General features: G+C 58.4%; 16 protein-coding genes and 1 pseudogene. 5 read left to right on the top strand and 12 right to left on the bottom strand.

What is annotated here, in order from left to right; all coding sequences use genetic code 11:
• Window positions 1–63: 63 nt before the first annotated feature.
• The 3 genes from N655_RS0110995 to N655_RS0110985 form a co-directional block, all read right to left on the bottom strand.
• Entirely contained in the window at window positions 64–1,695 is a 1,632-nt protein-coding gene (locus N655_RS0110995) for a trypsin-like peptidase domain-containing protein (protein ID WP_026443037.1), read from the bottom strand.
• Between the two features lie 198 nt (window positions 1,696–1,893).
• Window positions 1,894–2,826: a DMT family transporter gene (locus N655_RS18480; RefSeq protein WP_044934490.1), complete on the bottom strand. Its 933-nt coding sequence runs from the start codon at window positions 2,824–2,826 to the stop codon at window positions 1,894–1,896.
• Window positions 2,827–2,907: 81 nt separating this feature from the next.
• Window positions 2,908–4,479, bottom strand: coding sequence for a carboxylesterase/lipase family protein (locus N655_RS0110985; protein WP_026443036.1), 1,572 nt, complete (start codon window positions 4,477–4,479; stop codon window positions 2,908–2,910).
• A gap of 73 nt (window positions 4,480–4,552) precedes the next feature.
• Here N655_RS0110985 and N655_RS0110980 point away from each other — a divergent pair, with 73 nt between their 5' ends.
• Window positions 4,553–5,623, top strand: a complete 1,071-nt coding sequence (locus N655_RS0110980) for a radical SAM protein (RefSeq protein WP_026443035.1) — start codon at window positions 4,553–4,555, stop codon at window positions 5,621–5,623.
• An 18-nt stretch (window positions 5,624–5,641) separates the two neighbouring features.
• On the opposite strand, the gene glmM is transcribed toward N655_RS0110980, so the two are convergent.
• From glmM to N655_RS0110945, 7 genes and pseudogenes are all read right to left on the bottom strand, one after another.
• Window positions 5,642–6,991, bottom strand: a complete 1,350-nt coding sequence (glmM, locus tag N655_RS0110975) for a phosphoglucosamine mutase (protein ID WP_026443034.1) — start codon at window positions 6,989–6,991, stop codon at window positions 5,642–5,644.
• On the bottom strand, window positions 6,988–8,385 hold the full coding sequence (xseA, locus tag N655_RS0110970; RefSeq protein WP_049961381.1) for an exodeoxyribonuclease VII large subunit: 1,398 nt from the start codon (window positions 8,383–8,385) through the stop codon (window positions 6,988–6,990). Before xseA ends, glmM begins: the two co-directional genes overlap by 4 nt.
• An 11-nt stretch (window positions 8,386–8,396) precedes the next feature.
• Window positions 8,397–8,669: a DUF2905 domain-containing protein gene (locus N655_RS0110965; RefSeq protein ID WP_238324682.1), complete on the bottom strand. Its 273-nt coding sequence runs from the start codon at window positions 8,667–8,669 to the stop codon at window positions 8,397–8,399.
• A gap of 8 nt (window positions 8,670–8,677) precedes the next feature.
• Window positions 8,678–9,673: an aldo/keto reductase gene (locus N655_RS0110960; RefSeq protein WP_026443031.1), complete on the bottom strand. Its 996-nt coding sequence runs from the start codon at window positions 9,671–9,673 to the stop codon at window positions 8,678–8,680.
• Between the two features lie 3 nt (window positions 9,674–9,676).
• A pseudogene (locus tag N655_RS18475) lies at window positions 9,677–10,070 on the bottom strand ((R)-mandelonitrile lyase).
• 61 nt (window positions 10,071–10,131) lie between these two features.
• Window positions 10,132–10,791, bottom strand: a complete 660-nt coding sequence (locus N655_RS20325) for a DUF2255 family protein (RefSeq protein WP_081823678.1) — start codon at window positions 10,789–10,791, stop codon at window positions 10,132–10,134.
• A gap of 16 nt (window positions 10,792–10,807) precedes the next feature.
• Window positions 10,808–11,866, bottom strand: a complete 1,059-nt coding sequence (locus tag N655_RS0110945) for an NAD(P)-dependent alcohol dehydrogenase (protein WP_026443029.1) — start codon at window positions 11,864–11,866, stop codon at window positions 10,808–10,810.
• A gap of 171 nt (window positions 11,867–12,037) precedes the next feature.
• Here N655_RS0110945 and N655_RS0110935 point away from each other — a divergent pair, with 171 nt between their 5' ends.
• Complete coding sequence (locus N655_RS0110935; protein ID WP_026443028.1) at window positions 12,038–12,982, top strand: AraC family transcriptional regulator; 945 nt, start codon at window positions 12,038–12,040, stop codon at window positions 12,980–12,982.
• 46 nt (window positions 12,983–13,028) lie between these two features.
• Complete coding sequence (locus N655_RS18470; protein ID WP_044934484.1) at window positions 13,029–14,198, top strand: potassium channel family protein; 1,170 nt, start codon at window positions 13,029–13,031, stop codon at window positions 14,196–14,198.
• A gap of 344 nt (window positions 14,199–14,542) precedes the next feature.
• Here the strand turns inward: N655_RS18470 and N655_RS0110920 are convergent, their stop codons facing one another.
• A complete protein-coding gene (locus N655_RS0110920; protein ID WP_026443027.1) occupies window positions 14,543–15,604 on the bottom strand; it encodes a 1,9-bis(guanidino)-5-aza-nonane synthase in 1,062 nt (353 codons plus the stop codon).
• Between the two features lie 180 nt (window positions 15,605–15,784).
• On the opposite strand from N655_RS0110920, the gene N655_RS0110915 reads away from it, so the two are divergent.
• Window positions 15,785–17,038 (top strand): DUF1501 domain-containing protein, encoded by a 1,254-nt coding sequence (locus N655_RS0110915; protein WP_044934481.1) that lies wholly within the window; start codon window positions 15,785–15,787, stop codon window positions 17,036–17,038.
• Between the two features lie 34 nt (window positions 17,039–17,072).
• A complete protein-coding gene (locus N655_RS0110910; protein ID WP_049961380.1) occupies window positions 17,073–18,803 on the top strand; it encodes an amidohydrolase in 1,731 nt (576 codons plus the stop codon).
• Between the two features lie 9 nt (window positions 18,804–18,812).
• On the opposite strand, the gene N655_RS0110905 is transcribed toward N655_RS0110910, so the two are convergent.
• The gene (locus N655_RS0110905) at window positions 18,813–21,245 is read right to left on the bottom strand and encodes an ABC transporter permease (RefSeq protein ID WP_238324681.1); all 2,433 of its coding nucleotides are present in this window, start codon (window positions 21,243–21,245) and stop codon (window positions 18,813–18,815) included.
• Window positions 21,246–21,403 lie beyond the last annotated feature (158 nt).

Raw genomic sequence — 21,403 nt, 5'->3', positions numbered from 1 at the left:
GCACAGGCACCCCGTGTATTCTGGGATGCCTGGCCAGTTTGGTTCCCAAAGGAACACCCGCGGTTACGGCAGTGTTCCGCCCACCAGTGTGCTGCCTGCATTCGGTCGCTGAGGATCGACCAGGCTCAGGACCACATCCTGTCCCGATTTCAGCCCGGAAACAATGGCATTAAACTCAGCTTTGTTATGGACCGGCTGCTTGTTCACAGAGGTGATGAGCTGTCCTTCCGCGCCGGAGAGCTGCAATACATTGTCAGCAAAAGACCCGGGCTTCACACGCTGTATCAGCACACCGTGCAGGTTACCCGGAGCATTCTGCGGCAGGTCGCTGACCGTAATGCCCAGCTTACTCTGCGATGTATCCGCTCCGCCGTTTCCACCGGAGGGCCCTTCCTGCTCCGCTTCTCCCGACATGGCCTCCATCTTGTTAAAGTCCATGATCGAGACGGTGGCCGTATGTTGCTGACCATCACGGAGATAGCCAATCTGTACCGTGCTTCCAGGTTTCCGTGCGGTGATCTGGTTCACCAGATCATCTCCGTCTTTCACCGGACGACCATCCACGCTGACGATGACGTCCCCTGTCTTCAGGCCCGCCTTATCGGCCGGTAATCCAGGAGATACTGCGCTGATAATGACACCGTTCTTCACGCCATAAACACGCTGCACGGCGCTCGAAATATTGGGCTGGAACCGGATGCCAATCGATCCACGTACCACTCGGTGTTCCGGTCCGATCAGCGCGTTATAAACATTCACCACGGTATTGGAAGGCATCGCAAAACCAATTCCCTGGTAACCAGCAGACTGCGTAAAGATGGCCGTATTCACGCCGATCACCTCTCCGGCCATGTTCACCAGAGGGCCGCCGGAATTTCCCGGGTTGATGGCCGCATCGGTTTGAAGGAAATGCTGGAATTGTCCCTGCGGGCCGCCCTGAATGCTGCGGTTTTTTGCAGAAATAATGCCCGCCGTTACCGTCTGTTGAAGGGTAAAGGGACTGCCGATGGCGATCACCCAGTCGCCTACCTGGGCCGAATCGGAATTGCCAAGTTTGACCGTTGGCAGCGGATGGTCGACGTCAATCTTGATGACTGCAAGGTCCGTGGCCTTGTCTGTGCCAATCACCTTGGCCGGATGTCCCTGGTCACCTTCCGGATCGCTGGCCAGTTTCACATAGATGCGGTCGGCCTTCTCCACAACGTGATTATTGGTGATGATGTATCCCTTCGGGTCAACAATGAAGCCGGAACCAAGCGCCTCCCGCGCCTGGTCGTCGGGCTGGCCAAAGTCCGGGCCCATCCCGAAGAAGCGGTTAAAGAAATCCTGCATCCCGCCCTGGTCACCGTTGTCATCATTGTCATTGTTGTCGTTGTTGTCATTATCATCCGGATTCTGCGGCATACGGTGGAAGCGCCGCAGATTGCGCCCCTGCTGCTCTTTCGGCAAAGTCTCCGTATTGATGTTCACCACCGCGGGGCCTACTTCCTTCGCAATCCGGGTGAAGTCCGTGGAAAGATCGCGTGGCGAAGGAATCTTCAGCGGAGTTGCATCTGAGCTGTCCACCTTCGTCTCCTGTCCGTGGACCCCATGGGACATGACAGAACCAATGATGATCCCGGCGGAGAGTGTAGCTAGAATGGTAAAAGTCGTGGTAAGACGGCGTAAGCGAAGCCGTTCAAGCAGGGATTTCATTCGATCTAACCTCGTATCTTTTCGGAAATGCACTCAGAACTGCCGGCGCAGCCGCCGTCCAATACTTCAGTATACCGAGGGAAATGAAGCAGATGGCGTGCGAAAGGGCAGGGTTCACTTTCTCTTCTCATGCTGTTAGACGCCAAATCCGGCCCGGATGTCACTGCCAGACTGAAGAAAATCAGAACATCGGGTCATCTATGGCCCCTCTTTCCCCGTAGATGCTATTTCATGCGCCGTGGCTACCCCGGCAGACGAAACCATTTCCGTCAGCGCGATGCCAGCCAGCACGAGAATGGCCCCGGCAGACGCCCTCCGGCCAAGCCTTTCATGCAGCAAAAGAAACGACGTGGCCCAGGCAAAAACAGGCTCCAGCGCCAGAATCAATGCCGTATGCGTCGGCGGCAGATATTGTTGCGCATAGGACTGGACTGTGAAAGCGGCAGCCGTTGCCAGCAAGGCCGCCACCACCAGAGCAAGCAGCACACGCAAGGTCCAGTGCACCCAGAAATGCTCCAGCCAGGGCCCGGTCATGGCCATAAACAACGTACAAAACCCAACTTGCAGCAGTGCCAGCTGCGTAAAGGCAACGTGTGGCACAGCATGGGCCAGGGCCAGTACATGCAATGCAAACCCCAGGGCACATCCCAGCGTCAGAAGATCGCCTGCATTCATCGCCCCCAGTCCTGCGTAGACATGCGCTGGCGTCGTTAGCAGGACAATTCCTGCAAAGGCCAGCATTGCTCCCACATACGCATTCCAGCGGGGTGCAGGCGAGGTTGTCGGGCGCAAAAACGGTACAGAACACAACAGCGGGACCATGACCACAGTCAACCCGGTAAGAAAGGCCGATTTTGAGGGCGAGGTAAGACGCAGGCCTGCCGTTTGAAACTGATACCCCAGGGCCAGGCAGAAACCGGCCATGGCCCCATACCCAAGAGCGCGCCAGGTCAGGTCCTTCCATTGACGCCGGTAAGCCACGGCCATGCACACAAAGGCCAGGGCCATCCGGATGAGGTTAAACAGCAAAGGAGAAATGTCCTGGAGCGCGTTTTTGATGACGACAAACGTCGCGCCCCAGACAAAAACAACAGCAATCAGCAATAGATGCGCACGCACCGAGCGGGACATGGAAGAAGAGTAGCATCCAGTCTGCGCCCGCTCCTCCTGCCCCGGACAGGCACACAAAGCAGGTCTGCTCTCATTTCTGACTCACTGTGCCGCGGGCCTGCTCCATACTTCGTTCAAAAATTGATATCGTGTTCGAGTCTTGTCCGGACGCGCTTCGGATTGAGCATTCAAATGCATCACCTGCCATCCGGTGGCCGCGTTGTACTGGGGCCATTGCGGAAGACCAGGACCATTGGGGTCTCCCGTCTTGGCAAAGTTCGTCCAGTAGCTCTGCATCAGCTCTGACAAGGCCCTGTCCTCCGGACGCACCGCCATTTCCTTTCGCGAATCGAGCGTCCCAAAGACGTACTCGATATCATCGGAATGAAAGGCTGTGCCTGCCGGGTGAAATTTGTCTCCCGGCGAAGGAAGCTCAAAATGGTAGCGATAGACGGGCTGGCCGCCGGTGGCCACCTGAGCTTCAATCCATCGCCAGGTGGCATATACCAGGAAGCGGTCCCCGGCATAGTCGCGCAGTGCGCGGATGGCCTCTGTTTCATCATTTGCTGCATAGGCAGACAAAAACTTCTCTGCATCCGGACCAAACTCTTTCTCAGCAAACTTGCGGTATTCGGCCATCGTGATACTCTTCTGCGGGATATTGCCTTCGTCCCGGTTCCATCCTGCCAGCAAAGGAACATGTGCCTGCTTGCCTTCGGCGTAGATGGAGTCGACCTGTGCCGGCAGGAAATAGCCGTCAATGTCCGGCCAGAAGCGCGCCGGCGGATGCCCCGGCTGCGGGGTGACTGCCTTAAGCAGCTCATCTGCGCCCATCGCCCGCAAATCGCTCAGCTTCGATGTGCCGAATACCTCCTCCAGCTTCTCCACATCTTCCTTCTCCCTCTGCTCTCGCATCGGGAAGGGCTCCCGCTGACTGAATGCCGCGCCACTTTCTCCAATGGCGCGATGAATCAGATCTTTTGCTAAAGGCGAGGCCATCTGTGCGCTCACGGAGAAGGACCCCGCCGACTCTCCAAAAATTGTGATATTGTCCGGATCGCCGCCAAAGTTTCGAATGTTCCGCCGCACCCACTGGATGGCAGCAGCCTGGTCCATCAGGCCGTAGTTTCCCGAGGCGTGTTGCGGAGACTCGGCCGTCAGCTCCGGATGGACCAGAAATCCGAAGATGTTTAACCGGTAATTCATGGAAACAATGACCACACCCCGGTGCGCCAGGTTTTCCCCGTCCTGCCGCGCCTCGGAGGCGGCCCCGGCATAGAAACCTCCGCCATAAATCCAGACCATCACCGGTAACTTTGCATGTTTGTCTGTTGTCGGGGTCCACACGTTCAGATTCAGGCAGTCCTCGCTCGGGCCAGGATCACGAAAAATCATGTCCTGAAAAACAGCAGGCTGCATACAGTGGTGGCCAAAATTTGTCGCATCCAGCGTTCCATGCCATTTTGCAGCGGCCTGCGGAGGCCGCCAACGCAGCTTTCCCACCGGAGGCGCAGCGTAGGGGATCCCTTTGAACACACGGACCTTGCCATCAGTGCTGAGATATCCCTTCACTTTGCCCTTGTCCGTTTTCACCACCGGGGCCTTCTCAGCAAAACAGGTGATGGCCGCCATCACGGTGAAAGCGGCCACAACACTTCGTAGGATGTTGCGCATGGAAAGTACCTTGCCCTCGTCAAGAATAGGATGAGCCAATCAAGCGATTACGCTGCACAGGTAAAATAACCTCGTGAGCCCATCCACCGCAACATTTGAGGAGATCCAGCAGAAGGTCCACACCGGGATGCGCATTTCCACCGATGAGGCGCGCTGGCTCTGGCACCATGCCAGCGATGCGGACCTGTGCAAGCTGGCCGCTGCTGTCCGGTCACGCTACCATGCTCCCGGCTCCTGTACCTATATGGTGATGCGCATCATCAACTATACAAACGTGTGCGTGGCCCAGTGTGACTACTGCGCCTTCTATCGCCTGCCCGGGGATCAGGCCGGCTATGTCCTCTCGCAGGAACAGGTCTTTGCCAAACTGGATGAGCTGCTGGCCCTTGGCGGCGACCTTGCTGCCTTCAATGGCGGATTCAATCCGCATCTGCCGCTCGACTACTACTGCGACCTCTTCGCCGCCATCCGTGCACGTTACGGAGACCGCCTGGAGTTTTATGCGCTGACCATCGCTGAATTCATGTATCTCGCCGACCATGCCAGACTCGACTACTCTACCGCCGCACTGCGCTTCAAAGCCGCAGGGGTCCGCTGGATTACCGGCGGCGGTTCCGAGATCCTGACCGAAGACTTCCGCCGCCGCCACAGCAAATTCAAATACACCGTGGCTGAATACTTTGAAGCGCAGCGCGCCATCATCCAGGCCGGACTGAAAACAACTGCCACCATGGTCATCGGTTTTGATGAAACGCTGGACGAGCGGCTGGACCATCTGGACCGTACACGCCGCTTCCAGGATGAAACCGGCGGCCTTGCCAGCTTTCTTTGCTGGACCTACAAACCCTACTTCACGCAGCTTGGCGGCATTGAAGTCAGCACCGCAGAATACCTGCGCCATCTTGCCCTTTGCCGCATCTATCTGGACAACATTCCCCGCATCCGGACCTCTGTCCTGACGCAGAACGAACGCGCGCTGGAAGGTCTTCTCTATGGCGCCGATGATTTCGACCTTCCCATCGAAGATGAGGTCACGCAGAAGGCAGGTGCCACCATCAGCCTTGATTTTGACAGGATTCTGGGCGTGGCGCGAAAGCTTGGCTTTGCGCCCGTATATCGGAGCGTGACGGCGGCGCCGGCATAAACCGCCATCCTCTGCTCTTCATGCCCCCAGCGCTTCCCGAATAGCGACCGCGATCCGCTCTGCATGGTACCGCATCTTGTCTTCCGATTCGGCCTCAACCATCACGCGGGCCAGGGCCTCCGTCCCTGAATAGCGCACCACCACACGGCCATTTTCGGCCAGGCTCGACTCGGCCTCGCGAATCGTATCTGTCACGGTTGCAATTTGTTCGAGCGGCCGTTTCTCCTTTACCCGCACATTCACAATCACCTGCGGAAACACCTTCAGGTCGGCTACCAGCTCGTGCAGCGGCTTGCCTGCCCGCCGCACAATGTCCAGCACCACCAGTGCAGTCATCAGCCCGTCGCCTGTCGTCGCCAGGTGTGGAAAGAGAATGTGCCCTGACTGCTCCCCGCCAAGAGAAGCACCCTCCTGCTGCATACGCTCCAGTACATATTTGTCGCCCACCGGCGCGCGCAACATGCGGATGCCGCTACGGCGGAGCGCGGCCTCCAGTCCCATATTGGACATGGTTGTTGCCACGACCACATTGCCCTTAAGCAGCCCTCGCGCCTGCATGTCGCGGGCCGCCAGCAGAAGCACCGCGTCTCCGTTGACAACATTCCCTCGGGAGTCAGCAAACAAGGCCCGGTCCGCATCCCCGTCAAAGGTCGCTCCCATGTCGGCCTGTGCAGACTTCGTTTCCGCAGCAACAATCTCTGGATGCAGGGCCCCGCATTCGGCATTGATGTTCCGGCCATCCGGCGCAACATGCGTAAAGTGGACCTGCCCGCCCAGTCGCACAAAAAGCTCCGGAGCAATCACCGAGGCCGCCCCGTTCGCACAGTCCAGCACCAGCTTCATCCCTGCGAGGTCCAGACCAGGGACAACAGAGAGCAGAAACTGCTCATAGTCTCTGCGAAATTTCTCCTCCGGCAGAGGAGCAGAGGTCGCAGACCTGTCCGGCGCGGAAACACTTTCAAGCTGCCGGAAGATCTCCTCTTCGATTCGCAGTTCTGTTTCATCGGGCAGCTTGTAACCATCCCCGCCAAAGACCTTGATGCCGTTGTCCTGCCAGGGATTATGGGAAGCTGAGATGACGATGCCTGCATCAAAGCCGTACTTCCGGGCAAGATACGCGACCGCAGGCGTCGTAATGACGCCTGCATTTTCTGTTTCAGCACCACCCTGCTTCAGTCCCGCATGCAGCACACCAGCAATCCAGGCGCTGGATTCACGTGTATCCATACCCAGCAGGACGCGAGGATGGCTGTTTCGCGCCTTTACCTGATGCGCCAGCGCAACTCCAACTGCAAAAATTGTTTTTGCATCAAGCGGCGCCTCTCCCGCCACACCGCGGATGCCGTCCGTACCAAAAAGTTTCCTCATTGCCTCGATGTTCTTTCCGGAAGAATTCTTGTCACGCGGCCCTCCACACTTCCATCGGCCAGCCGCACCGTCATCTGTTCTCCAGCACTGAATTGGGCCGCTTGTCTTATCAGCGTTCCACCTTCGTCAAAAACCAGGGCATAGCCTCGCTGCAAAACCGCCAGAGGAGACAGCGCACTCAATTGCCTCACGACTGCATCCAGTCTGGCTGTTCCCTGACGCACTCGGTACTGGAGTGCATGTGCCAGCCGGGATTCCAAAGCACCGAGGCGCTCCCTCCAGAATTGCATCTTATGGGTCGCATCCTGCCGCTGCAGACGCGATAAAACCTCATGCAGACGCAGTGCTGCTCTACGGAAGGCGCCCCCCATCGCTGCGTCCATGCGGAAGCGCAGCTCATCGATGTGCTGCTGGCGGCGGCCAAATCCCTCGCGCAGACGCGCAAACACCACTTCGGCATGCAACCGCGCCAGCCGGTCGCGCGCATGGAGCAGGCGGTAACGACAGGCACGGTCTAGACGCAGAGCCAGCGCTGCAACATGCTCTTCCACCCTGTGCAGCGCAGAGGTGATCAACTCAGCAGCAGCAGACGGCGTCGGCGCACGGAGGTCCGCCACAAAGTCCGCGATCGTAAAGTCTGTCTCATGTCCCACTGCAGAAACGACCGGAATCTCTGAAGCCGCGATCACCCGGGCCAACCCCTCTGCATTAAATGGAGCAAGGTCTTCGAGCGATCCGCCTCCGCGTGCAATCACAATGACATCCACATTGCGCGTTTGGTTGAAATACTCAATTCCCGATGCAATCTCCTGCGCAGCAGACCCGCCCTGTACCAGCGCCGGATAGAGCAGCACATCAAGTGCAGCGTGACGGCGGTTGACGATGTTCAGAAAGTCCTGAATGACTGCTCCGCTCGGTGAAGTAACAATGCCCACACAGCGTGGATAAGCCGGCAGAGGTCTCTTGCGGGCCGGATCGAAAAGCCCTTCCTGTTGCAGCTTTGCCTTGAGCTGTTCAAATGCGATCTGGAGCGATCCGGCCCCCACCGGCTCCAGGAATTCTACAACCATCTGCATCTGTCCGCGCTGCGCATAAACTGAAACACGGCCGCGGACCAGCACTTGCAAACCATCTTCCGGCCGGAAGCGCAGAAGAGAGGCCTGTCTGCGAAAAAGCACAACTCCAAGCTGTGCCTCATCATCCTTTAGGGTGAAGTAAATATGGCCGGAAGAAGCAGCCCTTAGGTTTGAAATTTCGCCCTCAATCCAGACATCGGCATACTGGCGCTCAAGGTGCGCGCACACCTCACCAACCAGTTCGGATACCTTCCAGACATGCCTCGCCGGCTCCCGTACTGGCTCAAAGGTAAAGCCCAGTTGTCCTGCCTGACTCACAATTTCTTAGTCTACCGCCGGAAGCGCGAGAACAGGTAGAAAAGGGCTGAAAGCACAAGACTCAACAAGATGGAAGTAGCCAGCGGAAAATAGAATGAGAAATTTTTCCCGCGGTAAGAAATGTCTCCGGGCAGTCGTCCCAGCGGAAGCCCGCTCTTGCCCAGCAAAAGCATGGCCCCGCCAACAACGAGCAAAAGAAGTCCCAGCCCCATGAGCAGGCGGCCCATCTCACTCATGCTACGAGTGTAGACGAGAAAGGCCCCTTGCATCTTCTGGCCGCCCATGTCCATGCTTACCGGTATGTCATCTGTTCAATGTGCTCCGGATAACGGTTGCCCAGCACCGGCACCTTGGCGGCTGCATCGCCGATCTGCCGCACATCTTCCTCAGACAGCTCCACATGGATTGCGCCCAGGTTCTCTTCCAGCCGCGCGAGTTTCGTCGTACCTGGAATGGGCACCACCCAAGGCTTCTGTGCCAGCAGCCAGGCCAGGGCAATCTGTGCCGGCGTCGCCTTCATTTTCTGTGCAATCTGTCCGAGCAGATCCACCAGGGCGTGGTTCGCCTTGAGTGCCTCCGGAGTAAAGCGCGGCAGTGTGCTGCGGAAGTCTGACTTGTCAAACTGCGTATCTTGCTGAATGGCCCCCGTCAGAAAGCCTTTGCCCAGCGGACTATAAGGAACAAATCCGATTCCCAGCTCCCCAAGCAAAGGCAGGATCTCCTCTTCCGGCCGCCGCCACCACAAGGAGTACTCACTTTGCAGCGCCGCAACCGGCTGCACCGCATGGGCCCTGCGGATGGTCTGTGCTCCCGCTTCAGATAATCCAAAATGCTTGACTTTGCCCTGCTGGATAAGCTCCTTCACCGCTCCGGCAACCTCTTCGATGGGCACGTCCGGGTCCACGCGGTGCTGATAGTAAAGATCAATCACGTCCGTCCTCAGTCGCCGCAGCGAGCCTTCCACGGCTTGCCGGATGTGTTCTGGCCTGCTGTTCAGCCCGAGCCATCCCGGACTGCCGTCCGGCTTGAGCTGAAAACCGAACTTCGTTGCAATCACCACCTGCCCGCGCACCGGAGCCAGCGCCTCACCCAACAGTTCTTCATTCAGATAGGGTCCATACACCTCTGCCGTATCGAAAAACGTAACACCCCGGTCAAAGGCTGCACGTAGCAGCGAGATCATCTCCTGCTTGTCCTTCGGTGGCCCATAGCTGAAGCTCATTCCCATACAGCCCAGACCAAGAGCAGAAACCTCAAGGCCGCTCTTTCCTAATCTGCGTTTTTCCATCTCTCACCTCTTGTAGATTGATCCCTTGTATTGCTCCTCGCTCACCTGTTCCGTCCACTCCACAACCTTGCCGTCCAGACTTTCCTGTATGGCAATGTGCGTCATCCCTGTCGTTGCTGTTGCGCCGTGCCAACGCTTTTCCCCCGGCGCAAACCACACCACGTCACCCGGCCGGATTTCCTCTACCGGGCCTCCTTCGCGCTGCGTCCATCCCACACCCGCCGTCACCAGAAGCGTCTGTCCCAGCGGATGTGTGTGCCAGGCCGTCCGCGCTCCCGGCTCAAAGGTCACGCGCAGGCGCAGGCGCGGCGAACAGTGGATCCATTCGCACCGCACCTGTAAACCAATCGGATGGGCCTTTGGCCGATGCCTGCGAGCCTGCTCTCTTGATCTCCATTCCGATTCCCTTTCCTTTCTCACCAGCTTGAATGCCTGGTTCCCATGTCCGCCTGTAGATGCTAGAACGCTGATGCGTTGGGCTCGCGGGGCACGATTTTTACCGTTGCTGCACGCGTTTTGGCGCTTATCATCGGCCCCAGGTACGGACTACTTTTGTACTTCGCGCGATAAGCATCATCGATGCGGTCGTTGATGGCCCCCTCGACCGGCTCAAAGGACACTTCTTTCGTGATGCCGCCAGCGGTAATTCGGCCTGCCTTCTGTCGCATCGCTGCCTGGTACCAGCGTGAGTGCTTTCCGTTATAGGCCCGAACGTAAAGACCATCGTCTACAACGACAGACCAGATCCATGTAGGCGTGCCATAGGTTTTGCCGTCTTCGCGAAAGGGCGAAATGTGCAGATCATCCGTATGGGCAATCTTGCGCAACTCGTCCTTCGACCAGGTTTTCTGCGTCATGCTGCTCATTCCAATTTGCCTCGATTCATCACCCGATGGCTTATACCCCGGCTGGTGATAGAGTTTGTCCCACTTGGCCTGGATCTCCGGTTCGTACACGCTTTTCGTCCATTCCTTTGGTCCAACTTCTTCGATCGCAATGGAAACCGACTCCTCGGGATAGTCCAGGATGGACATCACATCCTTCACAATCTCGTCGGAAAGGCGCTTCTTCTGTTGCTCCGATTTACCAGGCCACAACTTCACGGTTACATGGGGCATGGATCTCCTTCTGCCTTTATTCAGCCTTGAGTGAAGCCATATCAATCGAAAAGCGGTACTTCACATCCGACTTCAGCAGGCGCTCATAGGCCTCGTTCACTTTCTGGATCGGAATCACTTCTACGTCCGCCGTAAGGTTGTGCTGCCCGCAGAAGTCCAGCATCTCCTGGGTCTCCGCAATCCCGCCAATGGGAGAACCCGAAAGGCTGCGCCGTCCAAAGATAAGACCAAAGACACTGACTGGCAGCGGCTTTTCCGGCGCACCGACCATCGTCAGGTTTCCGTCCCTTCGCAGCAGTTGCAGGTAGGCGTTGATGTCGTGCTCGGCTGACACCGCATCCAGAATGAAATCGAAGCTGCCAACATGCTTTTTCATCTCATCTGCGTTGCGCGAGATGACCACTTCATCTGCACCCAGCCGTAGTGCGTCTTCTTTCTTACCGGGCGAAGTCGTAAAGACCACAGTGTGCGCACCCAGCGCATGCGCAAACTTCACTGCCATGTGCCCCAGACCTCCCAGTCCAACAACGCCTACCTTCTTTCCCTTCGTCACTCCCCAATGCCGCATGGGCGAATAGGTCGTAATGCCGGCGCACAGCAGCGGTGCCGTCCCGGCAAGGTCCAGGTTCCCCGGCACCTTCAGTACAAATCGCTCATCAACAACGATGCTGTCCGAATATCCGCCATAGGTCACGCCTCCCAGATGCTTGTCCGGAAAGTTATAGGTCAGGGTCATGTTTGCGCAGAACTGCTCCAGTCCGGCCTTGCACTCCGGACACGTCCCGTCAGAATCCACCATGCAGCCGACCGCGGCCAGGTCCCCAGGCTGGAACTTCGTCACACCTGCACCCACTTTCGTGACCCGCCCAACAATCTCGTGCCCCGGCACACAGGGATAGACCGTGGGCATGACCTCTTTCCACTCATTCCGCACCTGATGCAGGTCTGAGTGGCAAATGCCACAATACAGAATTTCAATCTGCACATCCTGCTCCGTCGGTTCGCGTCGCGGGATCGTCGTCGCCGCAAGCGGAGAGGTCTCGCTCTTGGCCGCATAGGCCTTGGCCTTGTACATGTCACACTCCTCAGAGAGAAAGTCTTGTGTAGTTGCTCTCTACCGGATTAGAGACGAAAGCGGCCGCCGGAGAATATCCTGATTCTGCCGATTTCTTGCCTATTTCTCTTGAACTCTGGATTTTTATGCACTTCCGGCCCAGGTTTGGAGTTACCCTGAAAGTGGAGGCCCGTGTTTAGCCAACCCCATTCCAGTAAAGACCTGAGGCAGCAGACCTCCGCCCTGCACTCTGACTTGGTTCGGCGCATCGCTGCGCGCACTCCGCAGGAGGGCGAGAACCTTACCGCCATACCCGGTCTGGCACTTTACCGCCGCAGCATGCCCAGCGCCTGCACCACGGCCGCTTACAAGCCTGGCTTGGTCCTCTTTGTACAGGGAAAAAAGCGCGTCAACATCGGCAAGACCTCCTATCTCTGTGATGGGTCTTCATTTCTGCTTACTTCGGTGGACCTGCCCGTTGTCAGTCAGGTCCTCGAAGCCACCCCGCAGAAGCCGCTCCTCAGCCTGCTGTGGAAGTTGGACCTGCCCGAAGTCCGCCGGGTGCTGCATGAGGCCGAACTTCCCGCGCCCCCATCGCCTTCTGAAGCACTAGGCATGGCCATTGGTGTCGCGTCCCCAGCGCTGCTGGATGCATGCTGCCGCCTGGTCGGCCTGCTGGACACCCCGGAGGACGTCCCTTTCCTTAGCCACCTGCTGCAGCGCGAAATCATCTATCATTTGCTGCGCAGTCCGCAGGGAAGACACCTGCGCGCCATCGCCACACTGGGCGAGCAGAGCAACCGGGCCGCCCGGGCCATCGCATGGCTGCTTGAGAATTATGCCCGGCCCCTCCGCGTCGAGGAGCTTGCTGCCCTCGCCCAGATGGGCGTCTCCACCTTCCACCATCATTTCCGTTCACTCACCGGTATGAGTCCTCTGCAATACCAGAAGCAGCTGCGCCTCCACATGGCGCGCGAACGCATGTTGCACGATGGCCTGGACGCCACCCGCGCCGCCTTTGAGGTTGGCTACGAGAGTCCCAGCCAGTTCAGCCGCGAATATTGCCGCTTCTTCGGCCAGCCTCCGATGCGTGATGTAAAATCGCGGCGGCAGGAAATCTTATTGGCCAGCGATTGACGCACTCGCGTTTCCATGTTCCCCTAACTCCACTGGAAGAAATCCAATGCCCCTGTTCAGCCTGATTGCCGGAGTCGCCTGTCTCATGCTGGCGCTGCTGGATGCCTTCCAGACCGTCATTCTTCCCCGACGCGCCACCGGCCGCTTCCGCATCACCCACCTCTTCTACGCTATTACCTGGAGGCCCTGGGCATGGCTTGCCTGCCGCGTCAGCAACGAACGCAAGCGCGAAACTATGCTCAGCTTTTACGGTCCGCTTTCGCTTGTGCTGTTGATCATTATCTGGGCCGCGGCGCTGGTGCTCGGCTTCGCCCTCATCTTTTACGGCCTCAGCTCGCCTTTCCTTGACCCTCTCGGGCGGCCCGTCGGGCTTCGCTCGGACCTTTACGTCAGCGGAACGACCCTCTTCACCCTCGGCCTCGGCGACGTGGTACCACACAGCTACCTCATCCGCGACCTGGTCATTCTGGAAGCCGGCATGGGCCTCGGCTTCGTCGCCATGGTCATCGGGTATTTCCCTGTTCTCTACAGCGCCTTTTCGCGCCGCGAAGTCAGTATTTCGTTGTTAGACGCACGCGCAGGATCCCCTCCCACTGCAGCGGAACTTCTGCGCAGACACTCTTTTGTTGGCGGCGATGCCGCGCTCACACTGCTCCTCGAAGAATGGGAGCGCTGGTCCGCCGAGCTTTTGGAAAGCCACATCTCATACCCGCTGCTTTGCTATTTCCGTTCGCAGCACACACACCAGAGCTGGCTCAGTGCCCTCACCGCCGTCCTGGACACCTGTGCCCTGCTCATCGCCGGGGTACAGGAGCGCCCCGCCCGCCAGGCACAACTTACCTTTGCCATGGCCCGTCATGCTCTGGCTGACCTTGCACAGATTTTTTCCCTGAAAACCGTTGCCAACCTCCCGAACCGGCTCACCGAAGAGCAGTTTCATATGCTCTACGACCAGCTATGCCAGTCCGGAATGCGCCTTTGTCGCGATCCCCGTTCCCAACAGCGATTACAGCAGTTGCGCCAGATGTACGAGGGCCACGCCCAGGCACTAAGCAGCTATCTCTGTATGCCCTTGCCGCCGTGGATCTCAGAACACCCTCGCCGGGACAACTGGCTGTCCGTCTTGCAGATTCGGGCCGAAGCCGAAGCCGTAAACAGCGCTTCCGGTTCATCTTCCCAGCCGGTCATCGTTGAGGAGGAACATCATGCGTTCTGACTTCGGGAACGTATCTCCAGACCCCGCTCAAAAGGGACCAGGTTCGACACCCGGCCCTGATGCATGGGAAAGTGGTGGAACCGTAAGGCAGACTTGCACAGCGAGCGGAACCAAAGAAAGCAGGCCAGATAGACTCCGGCGATGAGAGCAACAACCAGCATCATCGTTTACTCCATCAGGGGAAAAGAAATCCTGTGTTTTTTGAATGAATCAAGGGCATTATAGTCCCGGAAAATCCGCCTTGAACAGGTCTTCTCTGAGGAAAATTGGGCCGACCAACAAAAAACGGAGGCCTTTTGATGGCCTCCATTTTTGATGCTTTCCGCATTCCTGCCTTGGCCGGATCAGGCGGTCACCGGCTCCAGCAGACGCGCCCAGCGGCGCTCCTGGCGGCCCTCAAACGCCTTCTTGTGATAGGCATAGCCCGTAATCAAAGGCAGGGCCAGAGTGGCTTCGCTATAGACCATCTGCTCATAAGTTGTATCGACCTTGCCCCAGGAGCTGGCCTCTTTCAACGTGCTGGAGGACAGCGCTCCATCGCGCACATCGGCCACCGTAATCTGAATGGCGTACTTGTGCATCGGCGCTTCATTACCAAGAATGTCGGCAGCAACCACAATGTCCTGCGCAAAATTCTTCGGTACACCGCCGCCAATCATCAGCAGGCCTGTTGTTGGATTGGCAATCTTCAACTGTGTCAGCTCGTAAAAGTCTTTCGCAGAATCAATGGATACCTTCGGCTTGTCCTGGCGTGCATGCTGGTGCGCCACCAGGCCGAACCCCGCCGAGCAGTCACTGAACGCCGGGCAGAAAATCGGCACATCTTTCTGGTACGCAGCGTAAACAATCGAATCCACGCCGCCTTTTTCCGGCGTCTTGCCCTCCTGCTCCAGATATGCCCCCATCGCACGGATAAACTCCCGGGAGCTGTAAGGCCGCGGATCAAGCGCATTGGCAATCTTCTCGGTGGTCTCGTCGCAAATCCGCAGCTCTTCTTCGTCAATCAGCGTATCGTAGATGCGGTCAATCATCAGCTCCCGCAGCATGGCGTCTTCGGTGCCCTGCTTCAGAATGTCGTCCGCGATCCAGTGCCGAAAACCCAGTGCCTCAAAGAAGTCCTGGTCCACGATGTTCGCACCCGTGGAAACAACAGCATCCACCATGTTGTTGCGAATCAGGTCAATGAAGATCTGCTTCAGACCGGCCGAAATCAGCGACCCGGCCAGGCACAGGATCACCCCGCACTCCTTGTCGCGCAGCATGCGCTCATAAATCGAAGCTGCCCGGTAGAGGTCACGGGAGCTGTAGGCCATGTGCTTCATGGCCTCCACCAGCTCCACCACGTTGTATTTCTTGATGTCGATGTGCTGGATGGGGTCTTTCAGAAGTTCCTGTTTGGTAGGCATAGCCACTTCAGAATATCAGGAACGACCGCATCAATACAGGCGATTTGTATGAATTTCCGATGACCTTGATCGTGGCTTTTCTCTCGCCTCTGGCCGGATTTTTCCCCGCCCCACCGCAACTTCCTGCCCCACCCTGAGTCTGCATGTACAGAGAGGCAGATTTCCTCAGGAGCCGTCCCTATGCCAATCACCCGGCGGATATTCATGAAGAATGGAGCGATGGCCGTCGTTGGCGCCTCCGCTGTTCCCGCGTTTCTCACTCGCACCGTCTTCGGCGAGCTCGCCTCGGCCCGGTCCCAGGGTAAAAAGCTTGTCGTCATTTTCCAGCGTGGCGCCGCCGACGGCCTCAACATCGTTGTCCCCCACCGCGAAAGCGAATATTATCGACTCCGTCCTTCCATCGCCATTCCGCCCAATCAGGTTCTGGACCTCGACGGCTTCTTCGGGCTGCATCCGGCCCTTCAGCCCCTCAAGCCTCTTTGGGACCAGCGGCATCTGGCCATCGTCCATGCCTGTGGCTCCCCGGACCCAACACGCTCGCACTTTGATGCGCAGGACTTTATGGAAAGCGGTACCCCCGGTCTCAAGTCCACGCCCGATGGCTGGCTCAACCGCGCTCTTCAGGCCGGGCCGCCCCATTCCGGCCGAGACTCTGCCTTCCGCGCTGTGGCCCTCGGACCACAGCTGCCTCGTACCCTGCAAGGCAAAATCCCCGCGGTCGCCCTCAGCAATCTGCGTGATTTCACCGTCGGCAGTCCGGACCCCGCCTCGGCCCCCGTGGCCGCCTCTTTTGAAAGCATGTACGACGAGAGCGTCAATGCAGTGCTTCACGGTACCGGAACGGAGACCTTCGAGGCCGTAAAAATGCTCAAGGCCGCGGACCCTGCCCGATACACGCCTGCCCCCGGGGCCAACTACCCCAACGGCCCCTTTGGGTCCAGCCTGCGCCAGATGGCCCAGCTCCTCAAGGCCAACCTCGGCGTCGAAGCCGCCTTTGCCGACATCGGCGGATGGGACACCCACCAGAACCAGGGCAGCGTCAACGGACAATTGGCCAACCGCCTCAGGGAATTCAGCGAAGGCCTCGCCGCCTTCTGGACAGACATGGGAAATGAGGCGGAAAACATCGTCCTCGTCACCATGTCAGAGTTCGGACGCACCGTCCATCAGAACGGTACCGGCGGCACAGACCACGGCCACGCCAACGTCATGTTTGTTCTGGGAGGCCCGGTCCAAGGCGGCCGCGTCTATGGCAAATGGCCAGGAATGAAGCAAGAACAGCTCTACGAGGGCCGCGACCTTGCTATCACCACTGACTTCCGGCAGGTCCTCGGCGAAGCCGCTTACCGCACCATCGGGGCAACAAAACTGGACCTCGTCTTTCCAGGAGCGCAGCTGTCGCCCAACCGCTTCCTGAACATTCTGCAAGCGTGAGTCTTCGCCTCCGCGCTTTGATAGACTCCCTTGCGTGAAGAGATTTGCAATTTTCCTTGCCACCCTTGCCTCGGTTGCCGGAGCGCAGACGACGAAGCCCGCTGACGCCATCTACCTGCATGGCAACATTCTCACCGGCGTGGACCTCGAATCTGGCCGCCCGCAGCGGGTCTCAGCGCTGGCCATCCGCAACGGCATCATTGTCGCTGCCGGAGGCGAGACGGACATCCAGCCCTGGAAAAGCCCCGCTACCCAGGTAGTGGATCTGCATGGCGCCTTTGTCATGCCCGGGTTCAATGATGCCCACGCCCATCTGGGCGATGCGGGACGCATTAAGCTTTCCGTGGACCTGACCGGGGTCCGTTCCCTCGCCGAAATGCAGCAGCGCATCCAGATGGCCGCGAAATCCAGCTCCTCGGGAGCATGGCTGACTGGAGGTGGATGGGACCATACCCTCTGGCCCACGAAAAAATTGCCGTCTAAAAGTGACCTGGATTCCGTTACCGGGGACCATCCGGCCTTTCTCGTCCGCGTGGATGGACACATCGCCGTCGCCAACTCCGCAGCGCTGGCCGCTGCCGGAATCACCCGGAACACTTCCGACCCCCCAGGCGGAAAGATCGACCGCGATGCCAGCGGCGACGCCACCGGCATCCTCCGCGAAACAGCACAATCGCTGGTGGAGAAGTACATTCCTCCGCCCGACCTGGCTCTGCGCAGACGCGGCATCGAGCTTGCCCTTGCCGATGCAGTCGAGCACGGCGTCACGTCCGTGCAGGACTTCTCGGACCGCGAGGATTTCCTCATCTACGAGCAGCTGGAGCGCGAGGGCAAGCTGCCCGTCCGCATCAGCGAATGGATGCCCTTCAATCTCTCCGTGGAGGAGTTGAAGCAGTACCAGTCTTCCCATCCCCAGGATGACCCTATGCTGCATACAACCATGCTCAAGGGTTTTATGGATGGATCACTCGGTTCGCGCACGGCTGCGCTCAAGGCCCCCTACAGCGATGATCCAGGCAACTCCGGGATCCCCCGCTATGACCAGCAGAAACTCAATCAGATGACTGCCGAGCGCGCGCAGGCCGGCTTTCAGATGGGCTTTCATGCCATCGGTGATCGCGCCGTGAGCATGGCGCTGGATGCCTTCGCCGCAGCACAGAACGCAGGCCCCTTACGGGCCAACATGACGTCCCTGCGCGTCGGTACGCACAAGGTCCTTCGCGCCACCCTGGCTGGGCAGCGCAACCGCATTGAACATTCGCAGGTGGTCGACCCCGCCGACTTTGCCCGTTACCGCCAGCTCGGCGTCATTGCCTCCATGCAGCCCAACCATCTGCTCACAGACATGAACTGGGCTGAACAGCGTCTGGGCCCCGAACGATCGAAATACGCTTATGCCTGGAAGTCGTTCCTGGATGCAGGCGTTCCCCTCGCCTTCGGCACCGATTACCCGGTCGAACCCATCACGCCATTCCGCGGACTCTATGCCTCGATCACTCGAATGAATGAAGCCGGAACGATGGACTTTCACCCCGAGCAGAAGATCACGATCTGGCAGGCCATCTACGCCTACACGCAGGGTTCAGCCTACGCGGAATTCATGGAGCAGAAAAAGGGACGGTTGGCCCCTGGTTTTCTTGCGGACTTTGTCGTACTGGATCGGGATGTGACGACCGTCCCCCCGCCGGAAATTCTGAAAACCCGGGTGCTTCGGACCGTGACCAATGGAAAGACAGTCTATCTTGCCGGCGTCCACACCCGGTAGGCCCTTTCCCTATTCGTTCCTCAACGTTTTCGCCGGGTCAATGGACGCGGCCCGGCGCGCCGGAAGTAGCCCGGCGGCCGCACCAGCAACCAGCAGTGCGGTAAGAGATACGGCAAACGACACGGCCATGCCTTCCCCAAACCCGGCAAAAGCATGTCTCAGGACGGAAACTGCAACCAGCGCTAGTCCCATCCCTACCACCAGTCCTGCTGTCACCCAGCGCAGCGCGTCCTTCAGAACAAGCCCAACCACCTGCGCTCGCTGTGCGCCCAACGCCATGCGGATACCGATTTCATTCGTACGCTGCAGCGTCACATAGCTGATGAGTCCATAGATTCCAATCAGCGCAAGCAGAAGCGCCAGTCCGGCAAAGGCCGTCAACAGCCACACAATCAATCGTCGCGATGCCAGCGAAGCCTGCACGCGCGATTCCAGAGAGCTGATATCAAACACCGCCTGGGAAGAATCCGCCGCAGCAACGGCGCGATGGAGCGCGGACGCCAGCGAATAGGGATCACCGTTCGTTCGCACAACAAAAGTGGCCTGCCCCGGAGTTCCCTGCTGGTAGGAGTAATACCGGATGCCATCGCTGGTGTCCTCTTCGAGTGAGTCAGGTTTCACCTCAGCCACCACCCCCACCACCTCGGCCCATGCATCCCGACGGCTGGACCGCAGATGCTGCCCAATGGGGTTCTCATTCGGCCAGTATTTCTTCGCCAGCTTCTGGTCAATCACGACCACCGTTTGCGTATCCGCGCGGTCTTCATCACGGATCCACCGTCCGGCCAGCAATGGAATCTGCATGACCTTCAGATAGTCTGCTGTCACATAGTTCAGTTGGCTGTGCGGTCCCGGATCATTCGGTCCCGTTATGCGACCTTCAATGGTAAAGGAGCTGGCCGCATCCTGATTGCTGAAAGGCACAAAGGTTGCGGCGGCTGCGGATTTCACTCCCGGCTGGCCTTCCATGAATTGCAGCACGGAATTCACAAAATTCCCTTGCCGCTCCCGGTTTTCTTTATAGGATTCTCCTGAGAGATATACCGTGCCCATCAGCACACCATGCGGATCAAACCCGGGATGGACCTGTTGCAGCTGCCGCAGGCTGGCCAGGAAAAGCCCTGCGCCGGCCAGTAGTACAAAGGCCATGGCGACTTCACCAATCACAAACGCACTGCGCAGCCGCTGCTTATCAATCGAGGCCGTTACACTCCGTCCTCCCTCATGCAAATCAAGCTTTTTCTGCGAGCGGACAATCTTCGCCGCCGGTCCTATGCCTGCGATCAGTGCAGTCAGAAGGCCCACCCCTGCCGTAAACGCAAGCACTTCGCTGGACATCTTTACGGCATAACCTTCCCCAAGGCCCCGCGGGACCATCCACAGCAACATGCGTCCGAATACCGGCCCCAGGAGAACACCAAGCAACACAGCACCGCCGGAAAGCAGTACAGTCTCAGCCAGCAGTTGGCGGACCAGTCTCCATGCGCTGGCGCCCAGCGCAGTCCGCACCACAAACTCCCGACTTCGCGCTGAGGCCCGCGCCAGAAAAAGTCCAGCAACATTTGCTGAGGCGATAAGCAATACGAACGCCACCACTCCCAGCAGCACATAAAGCGGTTTGCGCAAAGGCCCGGCGGCAAATTCCGTCAGCGGAGTTGAGGACATGCCCCATTGTGACCTTTTTGCAAAGCTGTTGGCCCCCTCCCGCCGATATTCATCGCGCGATTTCGCTGCCAGCCCGGCATTGAACGCCGACAGTGTTACTCCCGGTCGCAGACGCACAAAGGCCGTCGAGCCTTCATTAAAACGGTTGCTCAGGTCGTATTCTTTGGGATCAAGCCCCATGGGCGTCCACAATTCATTGCCTCGGGGCCAGTCGAAGTCGCTGCGCATTACGCCAATGACGCGATAAGACTTCTCGTTGAGTATGATCGTTTGCCCGATGACGTTGCGCGCACCGCCAAACAGTTTCTGCCATGCACCATAGCTCAGGACGGCGACATAATTCGCATCGGCCCTGTCCTCTTCGGGAGAAAATGTCCGTCCCAGGATCGGCCTTGCCCCAAAAACGTTGAACCACTGCCACGTCACTTGCGACCCGTCCAGGTGTTCCGTTCTTCCGTCGTGGACAATGTTGTAGCTACTGCCGCGTTCCAATGCCGCCGCTTCCACTTGCTCTTTCAATGAAGCCGCATCGGCAAAATCAGGCACGGAGACGACGGGAAAATCCATGCCCAGGGCCGCATATTTTGTCCGCATCACAGCCACGCGCTCCGGCGCATCCACCCCGGAAGGGTGCATCAGCACGGCATATACCACGCTGAAGATCGCCGTATTGGCACCAATCCCGAGCGCCAGGGTCAAAACCGCTGTGATGGTGAATCCCGGCGCTTTGCGAAACTGCCGCAGTGCATAACGAATGTCTTCAAAGATGGCCTGCATACATCCCTTTACGCCGGCCTTGACCTGCCAGTTCCTCAAAAATTTGCATTGTGAATCGAGGTCGATCCTTGCCCCCAGGGCCTCACATCTCACCCTCACAATGTCTGGCGGACAGCGCTGCTCAGCAAGGCACGGGCTTCCAGGCCCGAACCCAGGGG

Source organism: Pseudacidobacterium ailaaui, from assembly GCF_000688455.1.
GTDB classification, from domain to species: domain Bacteria; phylum Acidobacteriota; class Terriglobia; order Terriglobales; family Acidobacteriaceae; genus Pseudacidobacterium; species Pseudacidobacterium ailaaui.
This window is presented reverse-complemented; position numbering and strand designations above follow the sequence as displayed.

Excerpts from the sequence above, each read along its gene's own strand:
- N655_RS0110995 (WP_026443037.1), bottom strand. The coding sequence starts at position 1,695 with ATGAAATCCCTGCTTGAACGGCTTCGCTTACGCCGTCTTACCACGACT.
- N655_RS18480 (WP_044934490.1), bottom strand. The coding sequence starts at position 2,826 with ATGTCCCGCTCGGTGCGTGCGCATCTATTGCTGATTGCTGTTGTTTTT.
- N655_RS0110985 (WP_026443036.1), bottom strand. The coding sequence starts at position 4,479 with ATGCGCAACATCCTACGAAGTGTTGTGGCCGCTTTCACCGTGATGGCG.
- glmM (WP_026443034.1), bottom strand. The coding sequence starts at position 6,991 with ATGAGGAAACTTTTTGGTACGGACGGCATCCGCGGTGTGGCGGGAGAG.
- N655_RS0110965 (WP_238324682.1), bottom strand. The coding sequence starts at position 8,669 with ATGGGCGGCCAGAAGATGCAAGGGGCCTTTCTCGTCTACACTCGTAGC.
- N655_RS0110960 (WP_026443031.1), bottom strand. The coding sequence starts at position 9,673 with ATGGAAAAACGCAGATTAGGAAAGAGCGGCCTTGAGGTTTCTGCTCTT.
- N655_RS20325 (WP_081823678.1), bottom strand. The coding sequence starts at position 10,791 with ATGCCCCATGTAACCGTGAAGTTGTGGCCTGGTAAATCGGAGCAACAG.
- N655_RS0110945 (WP_026443029.1), bottom strand. The coding sequence starts at position 11,866 with ATGTACAAGGCCAAGGCCTATGCGGCCAAGAGCGAGACCTCTCCGCTT.
- N655_RS18470 (WP_044934484.1), top strand. The coding sequence starts at position 13,029 with ATGCCCCTGTTCAGCCTGATTGCCGGAGTCGCCTGTCTCATGCTGGCG.
- N655_RS0110920 (WP_026443027.1), bottom strand. The coding sequence starts at position 15,604 with ATGCCTACCAAACAGGAACTTCTGAAAGACCCCATCCAGCACATCGAC.
- N655_RS0110915 (WP_044934481.1), top strand. The coding sequence starts at position 15,785 with ATGCCAATCACCCGGCGGATATTCATGAAGAATGGAGCGATGGCCGTC.
- N655_RS0110905 (WP_238324681.1), bottom strand. The coding sequence starts at position 21,245 with ATGCAGGCCATCTTTGAAGACATTCGTTATGCACTGCGGCAGTTTCGC.